The sequence below is a fragment of the Janthinobacterium sp. DSP2-3-3 genome, from assembly GCF_049897325.1.
Lineage (GTDB): Bacteria > Pseudomonadota > Gammaproteobacteria > Burkholderiales > Burkholderiaceae_D > Janthinobacterium.
The window spans coordinates 1-23,668 of the sequence record NZ_JAFCWA010000018.1 but is presented as its reverse complement, the minus strand read 5'-3'; the positions used below and the strand labels follow the sequence as shown (position 1 = coordinate 23,668).

Below are 23,668 nucleotides of genomic sequence, written 5' to 3'. Positions count from 1 at the left end.
GGGAATGGCGCCGGCGCTAATTGGACATGCCGGCAAATGGCCTGCTGTCGAGCGGCACGTCGATCGTGAATGTCGTGCCGGTTTCCGGCGCGCTGTCGACGACGACGCTGCCGCCATGGCTATGCGCGACACTGCGCACGAAGGGCAGGCCGATGCCCCAGCCGCTGGCCTTGTCGCTGTCCTCGCGTCGCAGATACTCGAAAATGCGCTCGCGGTTAGCCGAAGCTATCGGCGCCCCTGAATTATGCACTGACAGCATGATCCGCTCGTGGGCCTGCACCAGGTGGATGCGTATCGGTCCACCGTCGCCATACTTGATCGCATTGCCTGTCAGATTTTCTATGGCGCGTCGCATGGAATTGGGGCACCAGTAGCCCACCACGCTTTCCCCCGTCAGTTCGCATATGGCAGCGCCGCTGTCGTTGATTTCGCGGCACACGGCCTTGGAGATCGCAGTCAGATCGGTCCGTTCTATTGCCAGCGGCAAGTCCTGCTGCTGGTCGATGCTGAGTGCTTCGAGCAATTCTTCGACCATGTCATTCAGGCGCTTGCCATTTTCCAGGATACGGGCTGTCGTCAGGCGGCTCTGTTCGCTTGTATCTGCGCGCAGGCTTAACACGCTGGCGCCGTTCATGATTACCGACAGCGGCCCGCGCATGTCGTGTGACAGGGCGGCGGCGATCCGGTGGCGCAGCGACTGGTGCACTTCCGTGAAATTCTTGACCGCCTCGCGCACGGCGCGGTCGATGGAAGTTTGAAACACGCTCCACTGCGCAGCGTCCAGTTCGATGCCCTTTTCAGTCATCACATGAATGAAGGCGTCGCGAAACAACTGGTATTCGTGGATGACCTGCTCTGGCCCGTAGCTTGTCATGCGGGCACGCTCGTCGCCATGCACGCCCGCAATATTGGCGTGGCTATCAGCCATCGCGCGGGGATAGTCGGGCGTCATGGCCTGGGCCAGGTTGTCGTAAAAGATGGGCAGGGTATTGATTAGTATGGGGTAGGGCAGGCGCCGCGCCAAGTCCACATTGGCCCGCGTTTGCTGGCTCCAGCGTGCAATGACGTCGTCGCGCAGCGCAATGAGCCGGCGCGACATTGATGACAAGCCCCTGCCGTCGGAGTTCTGATCGGTCGCTAGTGTCATTGCTGCTGTTTCCGTAGAATGGCGCGCGGCATGGCGCTGCCTTGTTGTCGTCGTTTCATGATGTTACCAGAAGGCGCAGCCCGGCAAAAATTAACTTTCGCAGGCTGATGGGGGGGGGCGCTGAAAAGGGCAGCGATTTTGTTTTACACTGAAAACAAAAAAGCCAACCGCGAACGGTTGGCTTCTTCATAGTATTTGGTAGGCCGTGCGGGATTCGAACCTGCGACCAACGGATTAAAAGTCCGCTGCTCTACCAGCTGAGCTAACGACCCAAAAACTTATACAACAACTTCGGTAACACTGTGCCGTAAAAAAATGCTTGCTAGAACAACTCGCAAGCAGATCAGTACTGCGTATTCGTGGTAGGCCGTGCGGGATTCGAACCTGCGACCAACGGATTAAAAGTCCGCTGCTCTACCAGCTGAGCTAACGACCCGAAGAAGGAAGATTATAGGGGGTGCCCGGGATTCTGTCAAACCTAACGGGCAACTTTCTCCCCGCTTTTACTTTTTGCCGCCTCGTTCCTTGGCGGCCTGGGCCGCGCTGGAGTCCGGGTAGCGCGAGATCAGCGCGTTCAGGGTCTTGGTAGCGTTCGGCTTGTCTTTCAGCTCCGTGTAGCAGCTGGCGATGTTGAGCATGGCGTCGGGCGCCTTCGGGCTGTCCGGATAGTGTTTCAGCACTGCCTGCTGGGCCGTGATGGCGCTCTTGCAGTCGCGCTGGGCATAATAGGCATTGCCCAGCCAGTATTGCGCGTTGGCCGCGTAGGCCGATTCCGGATAGCGTTTCACGAAAGCCTCCAGGGCAGTGACGGCGCCCTTGTAGTCGCCCGACTTGAACAGGCCGAATGCAGACTCGTACGAGCTTTGCTCGGACACGCCCACGGCCGCTTCCTGGCCGTCGATGGTGACCTGGCGCGGTTCGAGCTTGCGCAGGCGCGCGTCGATATCGGTGTAGAAATCCTTTTGGCGCTTTTGCGTATTCGCCAAGTCGTTGCCCAGTACTTCGATCTGGCCGCGCAGGCGGGCGATCTCTTGCATGGTCTGGTCATGCTGGTTGATCAGGCTCAAGGTGCTGGTCTTGTCCGCCTTGGCATCGATGCGGCTGTTCAGGTCGCGCGCCATGGCGTCGACCTTGGCGCGCAGCTCCAGGATGGCTTTGCGTGCTTCATCGTCGTCGAACAGGGCGGCGTTGGCGTGCAGGGGCAGGTAGGCAAACGCGGCCATCAAGGCGGCGGCGACGCCGGCTTTCGAGAATGTCATCATGGGTCGGGCTTTCAAAGGTTACGCAAAACATGCAAACGGGGCGCCGGGCGGTGAATCACCGCGCTGCGCCCCATTATTATGCCTATGACTGGCCAGTTAGGTAAGCGTCAATGCTGCTGCGCTCACCCGTCAACATCAATAAACGATGTCAGCGCGGCGGTTTTCAGCCCATGCTGCTTCGTTGCTGCCTTGTGCTTTAGGCTTTTCTTTGCCCAGTGACACGGCTTCCATTTGGCCTTCTGGCACGCCCAGGGCGGCCATCGACTTGCGCACGGCTTCAGCACGTTTCTGGCCCAGGGCCAGATTGTACTCAGCGCCACCGCGTTCATCGGTGTTACCTTGGATCAGGATCTTGCGGCTAGGCGTTTTCACCAGGTAGCCAGCGTGGTTTTGCACGACTGGGGTGTCCGCTTCGCGCACGACGTATTTGTCGAAGTCGAAGTAGATGCTGCGGTTAGCCAGCACGCCTTTTGGATCGTCCAGTGGATCGACCGATGCGGTCGTCACTGGCTGAACTTGACGGGTGTCAACTGGTGCAACGACTTTTTCAGGAGCGCGCTCAACCACTGGGGTTTCTGCTACTTTGACTGGGGTGCTGCAGGCGGACAGCAGGGCTGCGGTAGCGGCGATGAAAGCCAAGCTTTTAAAATTACTCATTTTTATTCTCCGGGTCATGGTTAAAGGTGAAACTGTACAGCATTTACTTCATAAAAGGACCCCAGGTGGGCTCCTTGATATTGCCAGCTTGCGTAGTCAAACGCTGTTTGACGCGGCCATCCACCGATACCACTGCCAGCGACTTGCGTCGTCCGGATTCGGTCGCGTACATGATATATTTCCCGTTGGGCGAAAAGCTCGGTGATTCGTCGTTGGCGGTGTCCGACAGGCGCAGTTCCTGGCCACTAGCCAGGTCGAGCGCGTAGAGCTGGAAATTGCCGTCGCGACGGGAAATATAAGCGAGAGTCTTCCCGTCGGAGGAAATCCGCGGGCTGATGTTGTAGGAGCCGCCAAACGTCACGCGCTTGGCTTCGCCACCACTGGTCGACATGCGGTAGATTTGTGGTCCGCCGCTGCGATCGCTGGTGAAGTAAATGCTGAGTCCATCGGCCGAGAATTGGGGTTCCGTATCGATGCCGCTGCTGTTGCTGACGCGGCGCAAGCCGCTGCCGTCGGCATTGACGGTGTAGACCTGGGTATGGCCATCGCGCGACAGGGCCACGGCCAGGCGCGAGCCGTCTGGGCTCCAGCTCGGTGCCGAATTGCTGCCTTTTTCATTCGATACGATGGTGCGCTGGCGCGTCACCAGGTTTTGCACGTAGACGATGGGCTTTTTCTTTTCAAACGAGACATACGCTACCTTGGTGCCGTCCGGCGACCAGGCAGGTGAAATGATCGGCTCGTTCGAGCGCAGGGCGACCTGGATGCCTTCGCCATCGGCGTCGGCCACTTCCAGGCGGTATTCGCGGCCCGATTGCGTGACGTAGGCGATGCGCGTGGCGAAGGCACCCTTGACGCCCGTCAGCTTTTCATAAATGTCATCGGCAATTTTATGCGCCAACAAGCGGTTGAACTGCGGCGCGGCCGCATTGTTCATGCTGGAAATTTGCGCGCCCTTGATGGTGTCGAACAGCTTGTAGCGCACGTCCAGGCGGCCATCGGCCATGCTTTGCACGCTGCCGGCAGCCAGCGCGTCGGCGCCGCGCGACTTCCATTGCTCGTAGCTGACGGGCGCCGTTTCCGATACGGGCGCATCGGCGTCGATCAGCTTGAACACGCCGCTGCGCGCCAGGTCGGCCTTGATGATGCCAGATAACGATTGCGGCGCTGCCGATTCATTGACAAAGCTGGCGACAGCCACCGGGATCTGGTTGCTGCCGATCCCTGTAATCTCCACGCGCAGCTGCGCCTGGGCGCTTGACGCTCCCAGCATCAGGCTGGCACAGAGCACGACATAGCTCATTTTTTTCATGGTCATCATTTAGGCAAATCCTTCATCTCGAATATGAGTTCAATCTCGCGTTCCACGGTGCCGTCTTTTTTCTTCGGCAGTGGCGACGATTTGTTAATGGCGTTTTCCACCGAGCTGTCATACGCCGGCAGGCCGCTACTTTTAATCTTTCGGACCGAAATAATTTCCCCAGTTGGCAGTTGCTCGATCTTGAACACGGCGCGCGGGTTGCCCGGCACGTCCGTGCTACCGCTGTACGCGATATTGCTCTTGATCTTGCTCGTCAGGGCAGCGACATAGCCGCTGTCCTTGCGTGGCGCGGTCGCTTTCGCGGCCGTGCCCGTTGTGCCGGCGCCCGCCGCACCCGTGATGCGGCTCATTTCCTCAGCGCGCGCCTTGTCGGCGGTTTTTTTCTCTTCCGCCGCTTTTTTTGCCTTGGCAGCTTTTTCCGCCGCCGCTTTTTTATCGGACAGTTCTTTTTCGGCTTTTTCTTCCGCCGCTTTCTCTTTGGCTTCCTTAGCTTTTTCCAGCTTGTCGGCCTTTTCTGCCTTTTCTTTCTCCAGCTTGTCAGCCTTGTCTTTTTCTTTCTGCTTCTGTTTTTCCAGTTCGCGCTTTTCTTCCTCGCGTTCCTTCTGTTCCTGCTTGCGGCGCTCTTCGACTGCCGCTTTTTCCTTCTCTTCCTTCAGCTTGGCCTTCTTGCGTTCCAGGGCGATCTCCGCCTCGCGCAAGTCGACCTTCGGCTCGGGCGCGGCCACCGGCGGCGGTGGCGGCGGGGCCGGCTGTTCCACTTGTGGTTTCGGCGCTGGCGCCGGTGTCGGCTCCGGTTCCGTCGCCACGTCGGGCGGTGGCGCGGCCGTCTGCACTTTCAGGTCCCATACTTCCGCTTCGACGGCGACAGGTTCCGTATTTTGCCAGTGTACGCCCACCCACAGGAAAAACAGCAGGCCAAGGTGCATCGCCAACGCCAGGCCCAGCGAGGGCCAGCGGCTGCGTTCGCGCGGCACGCTGTAGGGCTTGCCGAGTACATGGTCGATTTGTTTGGTCTGCAAAGTCTAGTCTATCTAAAAACGGTCAAGTCTGGAAACAGGGTGCTGCGCTTACTTGGTGGCCAGGCCGACGCGGGTAATGCCCATCTTTTTCGCTTCCGAAATGAGCTGGATCACATCGTCGTACTTGCTTTCCTTGTCGCCCGCAATCATCACGGGATAGTCGGGATTGCTCTCGTGCAAGCCGCGCAGCTTGCGCAGCAGCGCGTCGCGGTTCGGTTCCGTTTCCGGCGACAGCTGTTCCTTGCCGATCACGCCGATCGACAGCGAACCATTCGGTTTCAGCACGATCTGAATATAGTCATCGGGCGGTTTGGCCGATCTTTCCGCGTTGGGCAAGTTCACCACGCTGGGATTGTTCGACGATGGCATCACCATGAAAATGATCAGCAGCACCAGCATCACGTCGATATACGGCACGACGTTGATCTCGGATTTGAACTTGCGGCCACGGCCGCCGCGCATGCCGCCGCTATTGAATGAGGAACCCATGGACGCTGCTCCCTCTTAGCGCGACTGGCGCTGCAAGATGTTGGAGAATTCCTCGACGAAGCTCTCGAAGCGGATCGCCAGGCGGTCAATGTCATGCGAAAAACGGTTGTAGGCGACGACGGCGGGTATCGCCGCGAACAGGCCGATGGCGGTGGCGATCAGCGCTTCGGCAATGCCTGGCGCGACGGCGGCCAGGGTAGCTTGTTGCACGTTGGCCAGGCCGCGGAAGGCGTTCATGATGCCCCAGACGGTACCGAGCAGGCCGATGTACGGCGAGACGGAACCGACGGAAGCGAGGAAGGCCAGGTGCGATTCGAGCACGTCCATTTCACGCTGGAAAGCGGCGCGCATGGCGCGGCGGGCACCGTCGAGCACGGCGCCGACGTCCAGCGCTTCGCGCGAACCGTAGGAAGCCTTGCCCTTGATGAATTCGCCCATGCCGGCGTCAAAAATACGCGCCAGCGCGCCGCTCTGGTCGCGGTTGCCGTTGGCACTTTGATGCAGCGCATGCAGGTTGCCGCCGGCCCAGAAGCTGCGTTCGAATTCGATGGTTTGCTTGCGCGCCTGGCGTACGGCAAACATCTTGCGAAAAATGTAAGTCCAGCTGGTCAGGGAAATCAGCAGCAGCAGGGCCATGATCAGTTGCACGATCAAATGGGCATTGGAGATGAGCGCGAGGAAAGAAAGATCTTGTGTAACGTTCATTGGCTGGCAGTCTGTTGGGTGAATTGTCCGGGGGTGGCGGGTAGGGCTCAGGCGGCGCGCATGCGGGCCGCCACTGCATCAGGCACGGCGCACGGGCGCAATGCCGAGTCGACGCAGCCGATTTTGACGCGGGCCGTGTTCAGCAGGCGCTCGCCGCACCAGGCTTGTTGCAGGAAAACAATGGAGGCGCGCCCCATTTTTTCTATGCTTAATGTTAATCTTACCGTGTCATCGAGCCTGGCTGGCGCATGATAGTCGGCGTTGACGCTTTTGACAACGAACATCGCGTCGTGCTGTTCCAGCAATGCCTGCTGGCCCACGTCGATGGCGCGCAGCCATTCGGTCCGCGCGCGTTCGAAGAATTTCAGGTAATTTGCGTAATAGACGATGCCGCCGGCGTCGGTGTCTTCATAGTAGACACGGACGTTCCAGGTAAAGACTGAAGGCATGTTTATTGCGCCAGTAGTGGGATTGAGCAACATTTTACGCGATTTTTCTTCTTGTGACTGTGGGCGCTTGCTGGATAGCCATGCAAAAGCTGCATATAAAATGCACCGCAGTATAGTAAATCCAGGGTACACAATGGCAAGCTTCGTAACATACGCTTACATGCCGTGGCCAGGTTTAAGTTCAGCTTAAGAGCCGCAGTCTTGCCCCGGGGCGGCTTGTGGCCGTGCCTGGGCTGCTTTGGCGCGCGGCGATTATAGCCGTACGCTTGCATTCCTTGCTCAATTTGGGCACTTAACTTACAATTTGCATTCCATTACGTCTCACGTAACTGGCGAAAAGTCGGAGCGATCCCCACATTGTGGCGGTCGGCAGACCGGCGAAAGGTGGGCACCCACCGGGAAACGTGAGATTTTTCATCAGCCGTTCGCCTGGGTAGCCACTATGGAAAAGCACGAAGAGGCTGCCTATCCAATGTTGTTATTCACTTAACGTCGGCTCCCCTCATTCGATCCAACCTGCCAGTACAAGCACCCTCATACTTGGAGTTTTTACATGTTTGCAAAAGATCACACCCTCGCCAACGTCGATCCTGAATTGTTCGCCGTCATTCAAAAAGAGAACACGCGCCAGCACGACCACATCGAACTGATCGCGTCGGAGAATTACACCTCGCCGGCCGTCATGGAAGCGCAAGGTTCGCAGCTGACCAACAAGTATGCCGAAGGCTATCCAGGCAAGCGCTACTACGGTGGCTGCGAATTCGTCGACATCGCCGAGCAACTGGCCATCGACCGCGTGAAAAAACTGTTCGGCGCCGAATGCGCGAATGTGCAGCCAAACTCCGGCTCGCAGGCAAACCAGGGCGTGTTCTTTGCCATGCTGAAACCAGGCGACCTGATCATGGGTATGTCGCTGGCCGAAGGCGGCCACCTGACCCACGGCATGCCGCTGAACATGTCCGGCAAGTGGTTCGACGTGGTGTCGTATGGCTTGACGGCGGAAGAAGACATCGACTACGAGGCGATGGAACGCCTGGCCCGCGAACGCAAGCCGAAACTGATCATCGCCGGCGCGTCGGCATTTTCGAAAAAGATCGACTTCGAGCGCTTCGGCAAGATCGCCAAGGAAGTGGGCGCCTACTTCATGGTCGACATGGCCCACTACGCGGGCCTGATCGCCGCCGGCCTGTACCCGAACCCGGTGCCGTTCGCCGACTTCGTCACCTCGACCACACATAAATCGTTGCGCGGCCCGCGCGGCGGCATCATCCTGATGAAGGCTGAACACGAAAAAGCCATCAATTCGGCCATCTTCCCTGGCATCCAGGGCGGCCCGCTGATGCACGTGATTGCCGGCAAGGCTGTCGCCTTCAAGGAAGCGCTGAGCCCTGAATTCGTCGAATACCAGAAGCAAGTGATCAAGAACGCTGACGTGCTGGCGAAAACCCTGATCAAGCGTGGCCTGCGCATCGTGTCCGGCGGCACTGAATCGCACGTCATGCTGGTCGACTTGCGCGCCAAGAACCTGACGGGCAAGGAAGCCGAAGCCATCCTTGGTTCCGCGCACATCACCTGCAACAAGAACGGCATCCCGAACGACCCGCAAAAACCCTTCGTCACCTCGGGCATCCGCCTGGGCAGCCCGGCGATGACGACGCGCGGTTTCAAGGAAGCGCAAGCGGAAGAAGTGGGCAACCTGATCGCCGACGTGCTGGACAATCCGCATGACGCCGCCACCATCGAACGCGTGAAAGCGGCGGTGAAAGTGCTGGCTGACGCGCACCCGGTGTACGCATAATTATTTGTCCAGAATGTGTCATACAGAGTAAGATTCTGTCTGACACATTCCAGTCGTGCCCAAGGGCGCCCGGAGTGATTCGGGCGCCCTTTGTACAAGGGCGGCGATTTCCCTCATTATTACTATAAAGTTGTAGCCAGCTCATGAAATGTCCATTTTGCCAGCACGGCGATACCCAGGTTCTCGATACGCGCGTATCGGAGGACGGGGATGCCATTCGGCGCCGCCGCCGCTGCGGCAAATGCGACAAGCGTTTTACCACCTACGAACGCATTGAACTTATCATGCCAGCCGTCGTCAAAAAGAATGGCAGCCGGACGGAGTTCGCTGCGGATAAGTTGCGCGGCAGTTTGATGCTGGCCTTGCGCAAGCGTCCCGTCGCGGCCGCCTCCGTGGATACGGCCATCGCATCCATCCAGGAAAAATTGCTGACCAGCGGCTTGCGCGAAGTCGATTCCGGCTATATCGGCGAACTCGTCATGCAGGAACTCAAGCGTCTGGACAAGATCGCCTACATCCGCTTCGCCTCCGTCTACAAGAATTTCGAAGACCTGGCCGAGTTCCAGGATGCGATTGCCGAAGTGGGGCAGGCGCGCAGCAAACCCTGACGCTCACCTGACGTTCACTTTGTCGAAGATGGGGCCGGTTGTGCGCCCCGTTTTCACCACGCCAGCGCTCGGCTGGCAAGCCGCCTGATCAATCCAGGCGTTTTTTTCTCCTTCACTTTCTCCCTCTCTTCCTTCTTTTCTCGGCGACGTTTGCGCTGCCTCATGCCTGCGTTTCTGCGCGCGCCTATCGTGTAGCTGGGCCGGGCGTCCGCGCGGCTCCAGTCCGGTTTTCATTCTCTCAGCAGGAGAAGCTCATGCATAGCGGCGCGCGTGGTCCCATGGATGGCAGCAGCCTTGTCGAGGTGCTGGTGTCGCTGCTGCTGTTGGCGCTGGGTCTGCTGGGTGCCAGTATCCTGCAACTGAGCGCCCTGCGCGCGCGCCATGAATCGGCGCTGCTGTCGGCGGGCGTGCAACTGGCCGCCGGCATGGCCGAACGCATACGCGCGAACAGCGTGCTCATGCATGGTCCCGATGTAGGCAATTCCTACCTGAACGTGGCCTACGCGGCGGCGGACGGCGCCGACGCTGGCGGCGGCGCTCCCGACTGTTTCGGCGCTGCCGCCTGCAGCGCGGCCGAGCTGGCGCAATTCGATATCGCCGAATGGAAACAGCAACTGCAATCGGTCTTGCCTGGCGCGCGCCTGCGTATCTGCCGCGACGCGCCTGCCTGGGATGCCGCCGCCCAGGGCTTGCCTTGGGCGTGTAGCGGTGGCAAAGGTGCGCCCATCGTCATCAAGCTGGGCTGGCGCGCCCGCTTGCCCGATGGCTCGCCCGACGTGAATGCGGCAGGCGAGTCGCTGCCCAGGCTGGCATTCCAGCTGGGCGGAGGCGGCGCATGAATGGCATGCCTAACGCATGGCGCCGGTATCGGGGCATGAGCCTGATCGAGTTGCTGGTGGCCCTGACGCTGGGCGCGCTGCTGATGCTGGCGGCCAGTACCATGCTGCTGGCGGCCAGCGGCAGTTATGGCGACCAGTCCGCCAGTGCGCGCCTGGACGACAACGGCCGCTATGCGCTCGACAGCATCGCCCGCGCCGTGCGCCAGACGGCGTATGTGAATTGGGACAGCAGCGCCGCGCCCGTCGCCCATGCCGCGTACGACAGTGCCAATATCGCCGGACTCGACGCGCACAGCCTTGGCAAGAACAGTGAGGGCATCAGCGGCGCGCTGCCCGACGCCTTGCATGGCAGCGACGTGCTGGCCCTGCGCTATTACGGCGCCGGCAAGGAGGCGGGCGGCGACGGTTCCGTGCTCAATTGCGCCGGCTTTGGCGTGGGCGCCGCGCAAACGGAGGCGCAGCGGGGCTGGAGCATTTTCTATGTGGCGCAGGGCGCCGATGGCGAGGGCGAGTTGCGCTGCAAATACCGTGGCGCAAACGGCTGGGGCGCGGACGCCGTCATCCGTGGCGTCGACGGCTTTCAGGTGCTGTATGGGCTCGACACGGATACGCTGCACGATGGCGTGGCGAACCAGTATGTCAATGCCAGCGCGCTCGACGCCTACGATGCGGCGCTGGTGCTGGCGGGTGCGGATGCGGCAGCGCGCCAGCGCGATTTTCACCGGCGCACGCACTGGAAGCGCGTGGTCAGCGTGCGCGTGGCGCTGCTGTTGCATGGCGAGGCGGGCCAGCTGGACAAGATGGCGGAACTGGGGCCGGCGCAATTCGACCTGTTCGGCAAGGCGTATGCCGAGGCGCACGGCGCTGGCGACACGGGCGTACGCGTCGCGCGCGCGTCCTTGCCCGCGGCAACGCGCGCCAGGCTGCGGCAACTGGTGCAGGCGAGCATCATGCTGCGCAACGGGCCGGCCTAGGCGGGCGCCACGATGGCTGGCACGGGCGTCCGCTGTCGCGTAGTTCGTGTACGCCACGGTGGCGCCACCCTCGTGTATGTGCTGTGCTTGCTAGTGATCATCCTGCTGCTGGGTATATCGGCGGCGCAGATGGCCTTGCAGGGCGAAAAGGCGGCACGCGGCGAGCGCGACCGGCAAATCGCGTTTCAGGCGGCGGAGGAGGCATTGGTGGATGCGCAGAACGATATCGAAGGCTTGCCCGGCGTGCCGGGACGCAGCAGCCTTTTCGCATCAGGCAGTGCGGCAGGGTTCGCGGACGATTGCGGCGAGGCAGGCGCACTGGGCTTGTGCCTGCCCGCAGCCCCGGATGCGCCGGCGCTCTGGTTGAGCATGGACCTGGATGGCGCCGAAGGGAGTAGCCGCGCGGTTCCATACGGCCAGTTTACGGGCGCCGCCATGCAGACGGGGCAGGGTTTCCTGCCGTCGCGCCGGCCCCGCTACCTCATCGAATTGCTGCCGTTTCATCCGCCGGGCGCGCAGGCGGCGGTAGTGGCCGGCGGTCTGGCCACGGAAAGCTATGTATACCGCATCACGGCCATCGGTTTTGGTGCGCAGGAAAGCACGCAAGTCGTGCTGCAAAGCTACTACCGCAAGCAGGCGGCTGGAGCGGGGCCATGAGGGCGTTGTCATCCGCTTTGCCGTCCGCGCTGCCGTCCGCGTGGCTGCGCGCAGGCCGCGTCTGGCGGCTGTTGGTTGGCCTGACTTGCGGTGGCGTCCTGGCGGCCGGCGTCCCTGCGGACGCCGCCTCCACGGTGGCGCTGGCGCGGGCCGACGCGGGCTTGCACGGTGCGCGCGTGCCGCCGAACCTGCTGCTCAACCTGTCCCTTACACATGCGGCCGCCGCCGCCGCACATGGCGGCGACTATGCGCCGCAGCGCGAGTACGCCGGTTACTTTCATACGCGCATGTGCTACAGCTATCCGTATCGCAGCAAGGATGGCGCCATGCTGCCAGACTTGCGCGTAGCGACCGCTTACTTCTCCGTGTTAAAGCCGGCCGATGCGCTGCACGGCTGCGGCGGCGACAGTTTCAGCGGCAACTTTCTCAACTGGGCCAGCGCCAGCATGCTCGACATTGTGCGCTCTGCCTTGACGGGCGGCGACCGCGTCATCGACGAAGTGCGCAAGACGGTGCTGCAGCGCGCCTATCTGCCCGACGCCGACGGCCCCATCGATTTCTTTGCCCATCCCACCTTTTTCCCGCGCAAGGTCCTGCATGCCGACGTGGCGGCGGCGACACCGTTTGCGCTGGCACAACTGGCCATCGTTTCCTGCCGCAACCGCCTGCTGTTCGGTGATGCCAGCCTCAGCCAGTCTGCGGGCGGCAGTTGCGACGCGCCAGGCTTTGCTGCCACGCACGGCGTATTCCTTGCGCGCGTACGCGTGTGTGACGCCGATGAAGGGCCGCTGCGCGACGACTTGTGCCGGGCGTATGGCAAGAACTACAAGCCGGTGGGCGCCGTGCAGCGCCATGGCGGCAGGGTGCGCGTGGGCGTGTTTGGCCACTTGAATGGCATGCCCGCCAGCGCCGCCCCCGTGTATGGCGGCGTGCTGCGCGCGCCGCTGGCCCACGTAGGCAGGCAGCGCTGGAGCGCGCCCGATTTTTTGCCGCAAGACAATGCTGACGCCGAGTGGAATCCCGCCACTGGCGTGTATGTAGTCCAAACTGTGGCCCAAACTGCGGGCCCTGGCGGCGCGGTGACCGCTTACATCAATGGCCTGGGCCGCAGCAATGCGGGGCATCCCGGTGCCTACGCCAGGGCGGCGCCGCTGGCCGAACTGTTGTACGAATCGCTGCGCTATCTGCAGGGACGGCAAGCGAGCGCCGTGGTGCTTCCCGCCACGGCCCCGCCTGCCATCGACGACGGCTTGCCGGTCGTGACGCAATGGAGTGACCCGCAGACGGCCAGTTGCCAACGCCACATCGTCGTCAGCCTCGGCGATGCGGGCATGGCGGGCGACCGTTACGTGCCCGGCAATGTCCCGGCGACGCCCGCATCAAACGGCGACCGTGCTCGCGCCGCCGATGGTTTCGTGTCGCCGCCGTTCGATGCGATGGCTTGGACGCATGCGGTGGGCAGTCTGGAAAGCGCCGGCGCACAGGGCAATCCCGCGCCACGTCCCGAACTGGCCGCACTGGAACTGCTGGCCGACGCAATGGGCGGCGCCAGCTACCATGCGGCGGGCCTGGCCTACTGGTCGCATGTGCAGGCGCTGCGTCCTGGCGCCAAGAACGACGGCGTTGCAAAGGTCGAGCACTATGCGGGCGACTTGCGCCAGGGCGACCCGGCCAGCGTGCCCGCCGCCACCCCTTTATTGTTGGGGGCCAAATATGGCGGCTTTCTCGATACAAACGGCGATGCCAACCCCTACAAGAGCGCGGCGGGCAGTGCGGTAGACGAGTGGAGCCTCGATGGGCGCTGGCCTAGCCATTACCTGCCCGGCAGCGATCCGGCCGCCCTGATCGCGGGATTGCGCGCAGCTTTCGTGGCCGCCGACAAGGGCAGCTTGCCGGTGACGCTGGCGGGGCCGGCGCTGATGGCGCTGGCCAGCGGCGCGGAAGAGGCATACTGGTTTCAGACGCAGATGCGCCTGGCCGATGGCAGCATGACCTTGTCGCGCACCGCGTTTGCCGTGGGCGCCGATGGGACACTACTTCCCGGCAAGCCATGGTGGCGCGCCGGCGGCCGTGATAAACCCGTGCCGGATGGCACGCCCGCGTCCTTGCGTCCCGTCTATACGCTCGACGCCCAGGGCAGCCTGATGCCGCTGGCCTGGAACCGCCTCGACGCGGCGCAGCGGGGCGCATTCGACGGCGGCGATGGCCGGGGCGAGGCGCGCCTGGCGTATCTGCTGGGCAAGCGCACGCACGAGGCGGGCCAGCCAGGCGGCTTCCTGCGGCGCCGCGCGGGCAGCCTGGGAGCGGCGCCGCATGGCAATTTGCTTTACGTGGGCGCGCCGGGGCTGGGCATGCCGGGCGCCGACCATGGCTTGCACCGCAAGGTGTTGCTGCAACGGCGCAGAATGCTGTACCTGGGCGCCAACGACGGCTTGCTGCATGCGTTCGATGCGCGCACGGGCAGCGAATTGTTTGCCTATCTGCCGCAAGCGTTGCTGCACGCCGCGGCAGCCACTGCGAGCACTCACTACAGCCCCGGCCCGCTGCTCGACGGCGCGGCGGCCACGGCAGAAGTGCTGACGCTGGGGCGCTGGAAGACGGTGCTGGTGTCGGCCATGGGTGGTGGGGCGCAAGGCGTGTTTGCGCTTGACATCACCGACCCGGCCCGCTTCGCGCAAAACGGGGCGTTGTGGGAATTTACGGATCGTGACGATAAGCTCATGGGCAATGTGCGTGCGCCACCCGCTTTTGCCCGCATCAATATGGGCGGCAAGGAAGGCGCTGTGGCCTACCGCGATTTCGCCATCGTCGCCAGCGGCTACAACAACCATGTTGACGATGGCAAGGACACGATGGCGCCCGCATCGGCGGCCGCCATCTTCTTGCTGGCGCTGGACAAGGCGCCCGGTACACCCTGGTTGTTAGGGAGTAATTATTTCCGCCTCAAGGTGCCCGTGGTCAGCGGTGGCGATGGCGGCCATGGCGCTGATGCGGGTGGCGATGCGGACGCCATACACCACGCGCTGGGCCCGCCCGCCGTGGTGCCGGGCGGCGACGGTGCGCTGGCGTATATGTATGCGGGCGATTTGCAGGGCAATATCTGGCGTCTTGACATGGTTGGCGGACCGCCGTGGAAAGAGGGCCAGGGGCGCAAGCTTGTCTTTGTTGCGCGCGATGCGCTGGGCAGGCGCCAGCCCGTGACGCAGCAACTGACAGTGGCTTACGCGCCCGGCGGCGGCTATGTGCTGCTGTTCGGCACGGGCAAACTGCTCGAAGCGGCCGATACCTGGCCCGCCGCCTTTCTGTCGCAGTCGTTTTATGCCGTGCACGACGATTTGCGCGATGCGTCCCCTACGCGCAGCCGGGCCGGCCTGGAGCGGCGCAGCCTGGGCGAGGCGGTGGGTGGCGTGCGCGTCGATGGTGCCGAACTGCGCTATACGGGCAGCGACGCCAGGCACGGCTGGTACCTCGATTTTCTCAATCCCGCGCAGACGGGCGAACGCAGTGTCAGCAGTCCCGTACTGGCCGCCGGCAAGGTGCTGTTCAACACTGTCCTGCCGGGGCGCGATCCTTGTGCCAAGCCCGCCACGCGCCTGTACGTGCTCGATGTGCTGAGCGGCTTCGCCGCTGATGGTAGTGGTGTCGTGCAGGCGGGCGAGCAGACGGGGCGCTTGTTCGATGGCCTGACGCGGGCACCGCCGCTGGCGCTGGAACTGAACAGCACGGTGGGCGCCGTCACGGCCGCAGGGCGTGCCGAGGGGCGCAAGGAACTGGCCGTGCTGCAACCGGGCTTGCCCGGTGCGGCCAGCGGGGCGGGACTCAAGGTCGTCAGCGCACCGCTGCCAGCGCGGCGCCTCAGTTGGCGCGAAGTGGCGAACTGGCGCGAATTGCACGAGGCGGCCAAGAAGAAATAGGCGCCGGCATGGTTGGCATGTCGACAGTGAATGACGCACGGGCCGGCGCATCGCATCGGCTGGCGCTTTTTGGAGAAGGGGGCGTCGCATGGGTGCGCTGGCGAGGCGGAACTGGTCCGCTGCAAACGGTGGCGGCCTCCGCGGCTTCAGCCTGATCGAACTGTTGGCTGCGCTGGCGATCATGAGCCTGCTGCTGGCGCTGGCCGTGCCTGCATATCACGGTCATGTCGTACGCGCCAAGCGCGTGCAGGGGCAGGCGGCCCTGCTGCGGCTGATGCAGCAGCAGGAGCGCTATTATTCGCAAAACAATCACTATCTCGCATTTTCCTCGGCCTCGCCGGCGCCGCCATTTCCGTGGTGGTCCGGCGACGGGCCGGCTGCCAGCGCGGCCGGCAGCGCGTATGAAATCGAGGCGCTGGCCTGTCCCGGCATGCTGATCGGGCAATGCGTGTTGTTGCGGGCCATGCCGGGCACGTCCAAGGTCGATACACAGTTCCAGGATGCCGATTGCGGCGTCCTCTCCTTGAGCAGCATGGGCCAGCGCGGCAGCAGCGGCCCCGCCAGCCATTGCTGGCCCTAGGCCATGGCGACGCACAAGCATCTACCTCGGGCGGGGCATACCCTGCTCGAATTGCTGGCAGTGCTGACGATGGCCGCGCTGTTGGCCGCCGCCGCCATGCCCGGCTTGCAGCAGGTGCTGGCGCGCCAGCAGGTGCGCGCGGCGGCCACGGACTTGTTTTCGGCCATCGAATTGACGCGGGCGCAGGCGATGGCGCGCGGACAGCGCGTGCTGCTGATGCCGGCCGGGCCCGGCGGCACGGACTGGGGCACGGGCTGGTTGGTCTTTATCGACCGCAATGCCAACCTGGCGTTCGACGACGGCGACGAATTGTTGTTCCGTCAGGGGCCGCTGCCGGCGGGCGTCACGGCCCAGTTCGCGTTTTCATCGGCCACGGCGCCGTTTTATATCGCCTACAATGGCGCAGGACGCAGTTGCAGCGCGAGCAATAGCTTGGCGGCGCGCTGGGGTACCTTGTCCCTGACTTTGGGAAAGCAGGTGCGCCATATTAAAATCAATATGCTGGGCAGGGTGCGCGTGTGCGACCCACAGCAGCAAGCGAGCAATTGCAGCGGCGTGGCCGACAGTTCCTAAGCCGACTCATTATCATTCACTATCATTCATTATCAAAGAAGCCCGTGGAAATACTCAACGATATCGATGGCATGCGCCTGGCGCTGGAATGGGCGGCGCGCGGTTTGTACACGACCTCGCCCAATCCCCGCATCGGCTGCGTGATCGTCAAGGATGGTCAGGTGATCGGCGCCGGCGTGACGCAGGCGGCCGGGCAGGATCATGCAGAGGTGCAAGCGCTGGCGAATGCGGCGGCGCGCGGCAACGACGTGCGCGGCGCCACGGCTTACGTCACCCTGGAACCGTGCAACCACCATGGCCGCACGCCACCCTGTTCCGATGCGCTCGTGCGCGCGGGGCTGGGACGCGTCGTGGCCGCCATGACGGACCCGAATCCGCTGGTGGCGGGGCAGGGGCTGGCCAAGCTGCAAGCGGCCGGCATCGCCGTCACCACCGGCGTGCTGGCGGACGAAGCGCATGAAATGAATATCGGCTTCTTTTCGCGCATGCAGCGCGGCAAGCCATGGGTGCGCCTGAAAACGGCGGCCAGCCTGGACGGCATGACGGCCTTGCACAATGGACAAAGCCAGTGGATCACGGGGCCGCAAGCGCGTGCCGACGGCCATGCTTGGCGCGCGCGCGCCTGTGCCATCCTGACAGGCATCGGCACGGTCAAGGCCGACGACCCGCAATTGAACGTGCGCGCCGTCGAGACGCCGCGTCAGCCGCGCCGCATCGTCATCGACAGCCGGCTCGACATCAGCCTCGATGCACGCATCTTGCAGGGCGGTGGCACGTGGATCGTGGCGGCCGTTGCCAACCCGGAAAAGGAAGCGCAGCTGCGCGCCCTGGGTGCGGAAGTCATCTTGCTGCCGAACGCGGCCGGCAAGGTCGACCTGGCCGCGCTGATGCTCGAACTGGGGCGTCGGCAATGCAATGAAGTCCACGTCGAGGCCGGCTCCAAGCTGAACGGCTCGCTGATCCGCGAAGGCTGCGTCGACGAGCTGCTGATCTACCTGGCACCCACCTTGCTGGGCGATGCGCAAGGCATGTTTGCCTTGCCCGCATTGACGGATCTCAAACAGCAGCGCACTTTGCAATTTCACCAGGTTCAGCAAGTGGGCGAAGATCTGCGTATCCTTGCAAGATTCGCCCAGCGCAATTAATACTTTCACACTTTTAACTATAGGGTTAGCTCCATGTTTACAGGAATTGTTGCCGCCATCGGCAAGATTGAAACCGTGCAAGCACTCGACGGCGGCCTCGATGCCGGCGTGCGCCTGAACATCCACGCGGGCGGCTTGCCACTGGCCGACGTGGCCCTGGGTGATTCGATTGCCATCAATGGCGCCTGCATGACGGTGGTGGAAAAGTCGGACACGGGCTTTGCCGTCGATGTCTCGCGCGAAAGCCTCAATTGCACCGTGGGCCTCGATACCACCACGGAAGTGAACCTGGAAAAAGCGCTGACCCTGGCCGAGCGCCTGGGTGGCCACCTGGTGTCCGGCCATGTCGACGGCCTGGGCATCGTGCGCAAGTTTGAAGCCGTCGGCGAATCGTGGGAACTGGTCATCGAAGCGCCGCACGAACTGGCGAAATACCTGGCCTTCAAGGGTTCCGTCGTCGTCAACGGCGTGTCGCTGACCGTCAACAGCGTGGAAGACCTGGGCGCGGGCGCCGTCAACGGCTGCCGTTTCTCGATCAACCTGATTCCGCACACCATCGCCATGACGACTCTGAAACACTTGACGGTCGGTGGCAAGGTGAACCTGGAGATCGACCTGATCGCCCGCTATGTCGAACGCATGCTGTCGCTGGACAAGGTTGCTGCTTGATATAAGAACACAGCACTAAACGCAGCACTAAACGCAGCACTACAGCCTCCGCCTCGCCAAGCGTGTGTTGCTTTTCTATCAGACGCGCATACTATGAAGCTTTCCGCAGTGGAGGCTAGCCATGGACCCGATTTCGCGCGCTACCGTGCCCAACACCATCCCGGTCACGTCCCGCGTGGGCGCAACGGCACCTCTAGCACCGCTGGCGCCGGCGTTGCCCGTGCCGTCGTCCAGCGCAGCGGCGGCCCTGGCCATGCTGTCCTCGACCCAGGTCGATATCTCTCCGCTGGGGCAGTTCCTGTCCGGCGTGGCCTTGTCGCGCCGGCAACTTCTAGCCTTGCAGGGTGCCACGGACGAAGCCAGGGCGGCGAATACCCCCGTGAATGTCAATGACGACTTGCTGGCGCTGGCGCGACAGCTGACGGAATCGTTCGCCCAGCTGCAAACGAGCGGCATCGATGCCAGTCAGCTGGCGGCGGCTGGCGACACGCCGGGCAGTCTGGCGCAGCGCTACGATTTGCTGTCGGGCGACGGCACCACGGATGCGGCGGCCGCGCTGGCGCAAGACGGCAGCTTGCTCACGCAGGCACAGCTGGCCCGCATCGGCATCGATTTGCGCAATGAAGATGTTAATGCCACAACTTTGCAGGCCGCGTATGCGGCCGACAGCCATGCCACCCTGGATGCCTTGCAACAAGGAACGAATGTGCTGGCGCAGGTGGGCGCCGTGCTGGTCCAGCGGCAGGGCGCGCCGCTGGCCGCCGTTGTGGTAGCGGATTTGACGGGTGAAGCACTGCCGGCCAGCGCTGCGCAGGCCTCGCAGCCGCAAGCTGTCGACCTGGCGCCACCGCAGACGGACGCCATTGCGCAGCGGCAGCGGGAACTGCAACAGCAACTGGAAGCGGAAGAGCTGAACCTGGACTTGCAGGAGTTGCGGCAGCCGTCGCCGGCAGCCGTCACCATCGATGAGCAAGACTTGCTGCAGGCGCAGCGGGTAGACAACCAGCGCGTGGATGCCCAGCGCATCGACAGCGAACGCATGAATACCGATCAGCAGGCGCAGCAGGAGGAGGCCGCGCGGGCGGCCCGGGCGGCTTCCGCTCGGACGCAGTCATTGGCGCAAGCGGACGCCGGCCTGGCGACGGCGCAAGCCCAGCTGGCCCAGAAAAATGCGCAGGCGCAAGAGCTGGCTGCGCAAAACGCGGGCCAGGCCGTGCCGCCGCCTTCATCGCAAGACCCGTCCGTGGCGGCGGCCATCGCCGCGTATAACCTGAACAATGCAGCCCTGAATCCCGGCTTGATGAACCGGCCAATGCCTGCCAGCGATTCGCGCCTGCCGCTGGTGGCGCCCGTCGCTGCCGTGGAACCCGTCAAGCCCGTGACGAAAATCTAGGGCAGCAGGGTAGCGTCCAGGGTAATGTTGGCTTTTAGCAGCTTCGATACGGGGCAGCCGGCCTTGGCCTTGCCCGTCAATGCCTCGAATGTTGCCTGGTCGGCGCCCGGTATCTTTGCTTTCAGGATCAGGTGAACGGCCGTGATGGCAAAGCCGTCGTCCACCTTGTCGAGGGTCACTTCGGCCGTCGTTTCCATCTTTTCCGCCGTCAGGCCCGCTTCGCCGAGGATCAGCGACAGGGCCATGGTGAAGCAGCCCGCGTGGGCGGCGCCGATCAGTTCCTCGGGATTGGTGCCGGGCTTGCCTTCGAAGCGGCTGGCAAAGCCGTAGGGATATTCCTGCAAGGCACCGCTGCGCGTGCTGATGGCGCCCTTGCCGTCCTTGATGCCGCCTGACCAGATGGCCGATCCGTTGGTTTTCATATTGCCGCTCCTGTGTGGGGTGTCGCTGCGAGTGGGGCGTCAGCGCCGTGGCGGTGACTGGCTGATCTTATGCTCTTTGCAAGGCTGGCGGCGCGCGTTTTGCCGCCGCCGTTTGCGCTGGATCGAGAAATCGGCGCTTTGTGGGGCAGGCAGGACGGGGAGCGCGCCACATCGGTGTTGCTGGGCCGTCTTATTTCAGGTCTGCAAACGCTAAATCCTTTAAAATAGCAGGTTATAAGAAAATTCCCGGAAATTCGTGGAATATTCGCGCTCGATGTTTCAGTTTTTAGTTTCATTAACATAACAACGCCTGACAAAACCGTCGCGAGCGGAAGGCAGAGGTGGTTGAGAAGCGCAACCGTACGAAGGTACGGTGAGCATCGCAAGCCGCCTATACCGACGCGCAGCAGGTTTTGCCAGGCGTCATACGAGGATGAATAATGTCTATATCCAGCACCGAAGAGATCGTCGCTGAATTGCGCGCCGGCCGCATGGTGATACTGGTCGATGAAGAAGACCGGGAAAATGAAGGCGATCTGGTGCTTGCCGCCGATTTCGTGACGCCTGAAGCCATCAATTTCATGATCACCCACGCGCGTGGCCTTGTTTGCCTGACCCTGACGGAAGAGCGTTGCGACGAGCTGAACCTGTCGATGATGACGTCGCGCAACGGCACCGCCTACGGCACCAACTTTACCGTCTCGATCGAAGCGGCCGAAGGCGTGACCACGGGCATTTCCGCCGCCGACCGCGCCAAGACCATTCAGGTGGCCGTGGCCAAGGGCACGCAGCCCAGCGATATCGTCCAGCCTGGCCATATCTTCCCGCTGAAAGCACAAAAGGGCGGCGTGCTGATGCGCGCAGGCCATACGGAAGCCGGTTGCGACTTGACGGCCATGGCCGGCTTGACGCCCGCTTCCGTGATTTGCGAAATCATGAAGGACGACGGCACCATGGCGCGCCTGCCGGACTTGCTGGTGTTTGCCGAGCAACATGGCCTGAAAATCGGCACGATTGCCGACCTGATCCATTACCGCAGCCAGACGGAGTCTCTGGTCGAGCGCGTTGCCGAGCGTACCCTGCACACGGCGCATGGCCCATTTCGCTTGATCGCCTTCCGCGACAAGCCCAGCTCCTCGGCCCACCTAGCCTTGGTGCATGGCGACCTGGCCCCCGGCCTGGAAGCCCTGGTGCGCGTGCACCAGCCCGTTTCCCTGCTGGACGTGCTGGAAAGCGAAGCGACGACCCACTCATGGACGGTGGCGGCCTCGATGGCGGCCATCAAGCAGTCCGAGCGTGGCGTGATGGTCTTGCTGAACTGCGGCGAGACGTCGGGCGAGCTGTTTGCCCAGTTCGCGGCACTCGATACGCCGCAAGCCAAGCCGAAAGGCCGCGCCGCCAGCATGGACTTGCGCAGCTACGGTATCGGCGCGCAAATCCTGCGCGACCTGGGCGTGAGCAAGATGCAATTGCTGGCCAGCCCCCGCAAGATGCCGTCGATGGCCGGTTTCGACTTGGAAGTCACAGGTTTTCAGTGCCATCCAGGCCAGGACGCCTAACTAAATCTACTGCGCGTCGCGATTTGCGGCCTGCGATGCTCACTGTACTATTTGTACAGTTGCGCTTCTCGGCCACAACTCGCTGCCGCTCGCTACGATTTTGTCAGGCGTCGATGTGAGAGTAAACGATGGCGGCATGTGCGTGTCGCCCTGAACCACCAGATTAAAGAGGCATATGATGAGCGTAGGAACATACGAAACCAATTTTGCCGGCGAAGGTTTGCGCGTCGGTATCGTCCAGGCACGATTCAATGAAATCGTCGGTGGTGGCTTGCTGTCGGCATGCCTGGAAGAGTTGAGCAAGCTGGGCGTGGCCGATGAAGATATCCTGCACGTGACCGTGCCGGGCGCCCTGGAAATCCCACTGATTCTGCAAAAAATGGCAGAAACCGAGCAATTCGACGCCCTGATCGCACTGGGCGCCGTGATTCGCGGTGAAACCTACCACTTCGAGCTGGTATCGAACGAATCGGGCGCGGGCATCACGCGCATCGGTCTCGATTACGGCATCCCCATCGCCAACGCAGTGTTGACGACCGAAAACGATGAGCAGGCGGAAGTGCGCATGCTGGTCAAGGGAGCCGAAGCGGCACGCGTGGCAGTGGAAATGGCTAATCTGGCGCAAGCGCTGGAAGAGTTGCAAGAATCCGAGGAGGACTAGCCGTGTAGTGAACGTCCGATAAAACGCCCATAGCTGCGTTGCAAGCCCTCGCCGTACATTCGTACTGTCTTCGGGCTCGCGCCTTGCTCTGAGCATTTTCTCGAACGTTCTGACACGCGGTTGGCTGCGGCGCGTTGAAAAGCGCGCCGTGCTGTCTCGCCGGAATTTGTAGTGAACACGTACTTAAGAACAGGTAACAATCATGACTGAGAAAAATTTGCTCGCCAATCCCAGCAAAAATCGTACGCCGCGTCACCGCGCGCGCGAGTTTGCGCTGCAGGGCTTGTACCAGTGGCTGCTGAACAATGAGGACGCGACCACCGTCGTGAACAATATTCGCGCCGCGCATGGCTTCGACAAGGCCGATGGCGATCATTTCACGGTGCTGCTGTATGGCACCATCAAGGATTCGCTGGCGCTGCGCGACAGCATGGCACCCTTGATCGACCGCAACATCGCGGAACTGTCGCCCATTGAACATGGCATCCTGCTGATCGGCGCATTCGAACTGAAGAACAACATGGAAATCCCGTACCGCGTCGTCATCAACGAAGCGGTCGAGCTGGCCAAGTCGTTTGGCGGCATCGATGGCCACAAGTATGTGAACGGCGTGCTGGACAAGCTGGCAGTGAAATTCCGCGAGGAAGAAGTCAACGCCAACAAGCGCAAGTAATATGCAGAGCAGTTCCTGCGGCTAGCGCCGCAGGGCAATAAAAAAGGTTCTTCGCGTTTGGTGGGGGAAGATGGACTTGACGTTTTTGCTGGAAGGGGGTGGCAGCGAGGGTTTTGAATTGGTAAATTGATGTCGCCAAACAAAACAATTACCT

23 protein-coding genes, 2 tRNA genes and 1 riboswitch are annotated in these 23,668 nt (G+C 62.4%); of the genes, 14 read left to right on the top strand and 11 right to left on the bottom strand.

Annotation, left to right across the window (positions count from 1 at the left end; genetic code table 11):
• Nucleotides 1–16: 16 nt before the first annotated feature.
• From ACP7DE_RS25920 to ybgC, 10 genes are all read right to left on the bottom strand, one after another.
• Nucleotides 17–1,147 carry a sensor histidine kinase gene (locus tag ACP7DE_RS25920; RefSeq protein WP_426074786.1) on the bottom strand — a complete coding sequence of 377 codons (1,131 nt, stop codon included), beginning with the start codon at nt 1,145–1,147 and terminating at the stop codon, nt 17–19.
• Between the two features lie 196 nt (nt 1,148–1,343).
• Nucleotides 1,344–1,419: transfer RNA gene (locus tag ACP7DE_RS25915), tRNA-Lys, on the bottom strand.
• 88 nt (nt 1,420–1,507) lie between these two features.
• Nucleotides 1,508–1,583 (bottom strand) — tRNA-Lys (locus ACP7DE_RS25910).
• Nucleotides 1,584–1,650: 67 nt separating this feature from the next.
• Nucleotides 1,651–2,409, bottom strand: a complete 759-nt coding sequence (ybgF, locus tag ACP7DE_RS25905) for a tol-pal system protein YbgF (RefSeq protein ID WP_426074785.1) — start codon at nt 2,407–2,409, stop codon at nt 1,651–1,653.
• Nucleotides 2,410–2,544: 135 nt separating this feature from the next.
• The gene (pal, locus tag ACP7DE_RS25900) at nt 2,545–3,066 is read right to left on the bottom strand and encodes a peptidoglycan-associated lipoprotein Pal (RefSeq protein ID WP_034786578.1); all 522 of its coding nucleotides are present in this window, start codon (nt 3,064–3,066) and stop codon (nt 2,545–2,547) included.
• 43 nt (nt 3,067–3,109) lie between these two features.
• Nucleotides 3,110–4,384 carry a Tol-Pal system beta propeller repeat protein TolB gene (gene tolB, locus ACP7DE_RS25895; protein WP_426074849.1) on the bottom strand — a complete coding sequence of 425 codons (1,275 nt, stop codon included), beginning with the start codon at nt 4,382–4,384 and terminating at the stop codon, nt 3,110–3,112.
• On the bottom strand, nt 4,384–5,406 hold the full coding sequence (gene tolA, locus ACP7DE_RS25890; RefSeq protein ID WP_426074784.1) for a cell envelope integrity protein TolA: 1,023 nt from the start codon (nt 5,404–5,406) through the stop codon (nt 4,384–4,386). Before tolA ends, tolB begins: the two co-directional genes overlap by 1 nt.
• Before the next feature lie 48 nt (nt 5,407–5,454).
• Nucleotides 5,455–5,895: an ExbD/TolR family protein gene (locus ACP7DE_RS25885; RefSeq protein WP_242428498.1), complete on the bottom strand. Its 441-nt coding sequence runs from the start codon at nt 5,893–5,895 to the stop codon at nt 5,455–5,457.
• A 15-nt stretch (nt 5,896–5,910) separates the two neighbouring features.
• Nucleotides 5,911–6,600: a protein TolQ gene (tolQ, locus tag ACP7DE_RS25880; protein ID WP_071324706.1), complete on the bottom strand. Its 690-nt coding sequence runs from the start codon at nt 6,598–6,600 to the stop codon at nt 5,911–5,913.
• Between the two features lie 47 nt (nt 6,601–6,647).
• Nucleotides 6,648–7,049, bottom strand: a complete 402-nt coding sequence (ybgC, locus tag ACP7DE_RS25875; protein WP_426074783.1) for a tol-pal system-associated acyl-CoA thioesterase — start codon at nt 7,047–7,049, stop codon at nt 6,648–6,650.
• Nucleotides 7,050–7,364: 315 nt separating this feature from the next.
• Nucleotides 7,365–7,491, top strand: a riboswitch (ZMP/ZTP riboswitch).
• A 111-nt stretch (nt 7,492–7,602) separates the two neighbouring features.
• On the opposite strand from ybgC, the gene glyA reads away from it, so the two are divergent.
• From glyA to ACP7DE_RS25820, 11 genes are all read left to right on the top strand, one after another.
• Nucleotides 7,603–8,847 (top strand): serine hydroxymethyltransferase, encoded by a 1,245-nt coding sequence (glyA, locus tag ACP7DE_RS25870; protein ID WP_426074782.1) that lies wholly within the window; start codon nt 7,603–7,605, stop codon nt 8,845–8,847.
• Between the two features lie 143 nt (nt 8,848–8,990).
• On the top strand, nt 8,991–9,455 hold the full coding sequence (gene nrdR / locus ACP7DE_RS25865; RefSeq protein ID WP_102122546.1) for a transcriptional regulator NrdR: 465 nt from the start codon (nt 8,991–8,993) through the stop codon (nt 9,453–9,455).
• Between the two features lie 254 nt (nt 9,456–9,709).
• Nucleotides 9,710–10,294, top strand: coding sequence for a type IV pilus modification protein PilV (gene pilV / locus ACP7DE_RS25860; RefSeq protein WP_426074781.1), 585 nt, complete (start codon nt 9,710–9,712; stop codon nt 10,292–10,294).
• Nucleotides 10,295–10,299: 5 nt separating this feature from the next.
• Nucleotides 10,300–11,268, top strand: a complete 969-nt coding sequence (locus tag ACP7DE_RS25855; RefSeq protein ID WP_426074780.1) for a PilW family protein — start codon at nt 10,300–10,302, stop codon at nt 11,266–11,268.
• Between the two features lie 12 nt (nt 11,269–11,280).
• A complete protein-coding gene (locus tag ACP7DE_RS25850) occupies nt 11,281–11,925 on the top strand; it encodes a pilus assembly PilX family protein (RefSeq protein WP_426074779.1) in 645 nt (214 codons plus the stop codon).
• A complete protein-coding gene (locus ACP7DE_RS25845) occupies nt 11,922–15,839 on the top strand; it encodes a pilus assembly protein (protein ID WP_426074778.1) in 3,918 nt (1,305 codons plus the stop codon). The genes ACP7DE_RS25850 and ACP7DE_RS25845 overlap by 4 nt, the downstream gene beginning before the upstream one ends.
• Nucleotides 15,840–15,927: 88 nt before the next feature.
• Nucleotides 15,928–16,419: a type IV pilin protein gene (locus tag ACP7DE_RS25840; protein WP_426074777.1), complete on the top strand. Its 492-nt coding sequence runs from the start codon at nt 15,928–15,930 to the stop codon at nt 16,417–16,419.
• A 3-nt stretch (nt 16,420–16,422) separates the two neighbouring features.
• Nucleotides 16,423–16,992, top strand: coding sequence for a GspH/FimT family pseudopilin (locus ACP7DE_RS25835; protein WP_426074776.1), 570 nt, complete (start codon nt 16,423–16,425; stop codon nt 16,990–16,992).
• A 71-nt stretch (nt 16,993–17,063) separates the two neighbouring features.
• Nucleotides 17,064–18,137 carry a bifunctional diaminohydroxyphosphoribosylaminopyrimidine deaminase/5-amino-6-(5-phosphoribosylamino)uracil reductase RibD gene (gene ribD, locus ACP7DE_RS25830; protein ID WP_426074848.1) on the top strand — a complete coding sequence of 358 codons (1,074 nt, stop codon included), beginning with the start codon at nt 17,064–17,066 and terminating at the stop codon, nt 18,135–18,137.
• A 33-nt stretch (nt 18,138–18,170) separates the two neighbouring features.
• Nucleotides 18,171–18,806: a riboflavin synthase gene (locus ACP7DE_RS25825; RefSeq protein WP_426074775.1), complete on the top strand. Its 636-nt coding sequence runs from the start codon at nt 18,171–18,173 to the stop codon at nt 18,804–18,806.
• Nucleotides 18,807–18,927: 121 nt separating this feature from the next.
• On the top strand, nt 18,928–20,199 hold the full coding sequence (locus ACP7DE_RS25820) for a hypothetical protein (protein WP_426074774.1): 1,272 nt from the start codon (nt 18,928–18,930) through the stop codon (nt 20,197–20,199).
• Here ACP7DE_RS25820 and ACP7DE_RS25815 read toward each other — a convergent pair.
• Entirely contained in the window at nt 20,196–20,621 is a 426-nt protein-coding gene (locus ACP7DE_RS25815) for an OsmC family protein (RefSeq protein ID WP_282408699.1), read from the bottom strand. The two genes, ACP7DE_RS25820 and ACP7DE_RS25815, sit on opposite strands and share 4 nt — an antisense overlap.
• Before the next feature lie 440 nt (nt 20,622–21,061).
• Between ACP7DE_RS25815 and ribBA the strand changes: the two genes are divergently transcribed.
• From ribBA to nusB, 3 genes are all read left to right on the top strand, one after another.
• A complete protein-coding gene (gene ribBA / locus ACP7DE_RS25810; protein ID WP_426074773.1) occupies nt 21,062–22,180 on the top strand; it encodes a bifunctional 3,4-dihydroxy-2-butanone-4-phosphate synthase/GTP cyclohydrolase II in 1,119 nt (372 codons plus the stop codon).
• A gap of 178 nt (nt 22,181–22,358) precedes the next feature.
• A complete protein-coding gene (gene ribH, locus ACP7DE_RS25805) occupies nt 22,359–22,841 on the top strand; it encodes a 6,7-dimethyl-8-ribityllumazine synthase (protein WP_099760114.1) in 483 nt (160 codons plus the stop codon).
• 202 nt (nt 22,842–23,043) lie between these two features.
• A complete protein-coding gene (gene nusB / locus ACP7DE_RS25800) occupies nt 23,044–23,514 on the top strand; it encodes a transcription antitermination factor NusB (protein WP_071324693.1) in 471 nt (156 codons plus the stop codon).
• The last annotated feature ends 154 nt before the right edge of the window (nt 23,515–23,668 follow it).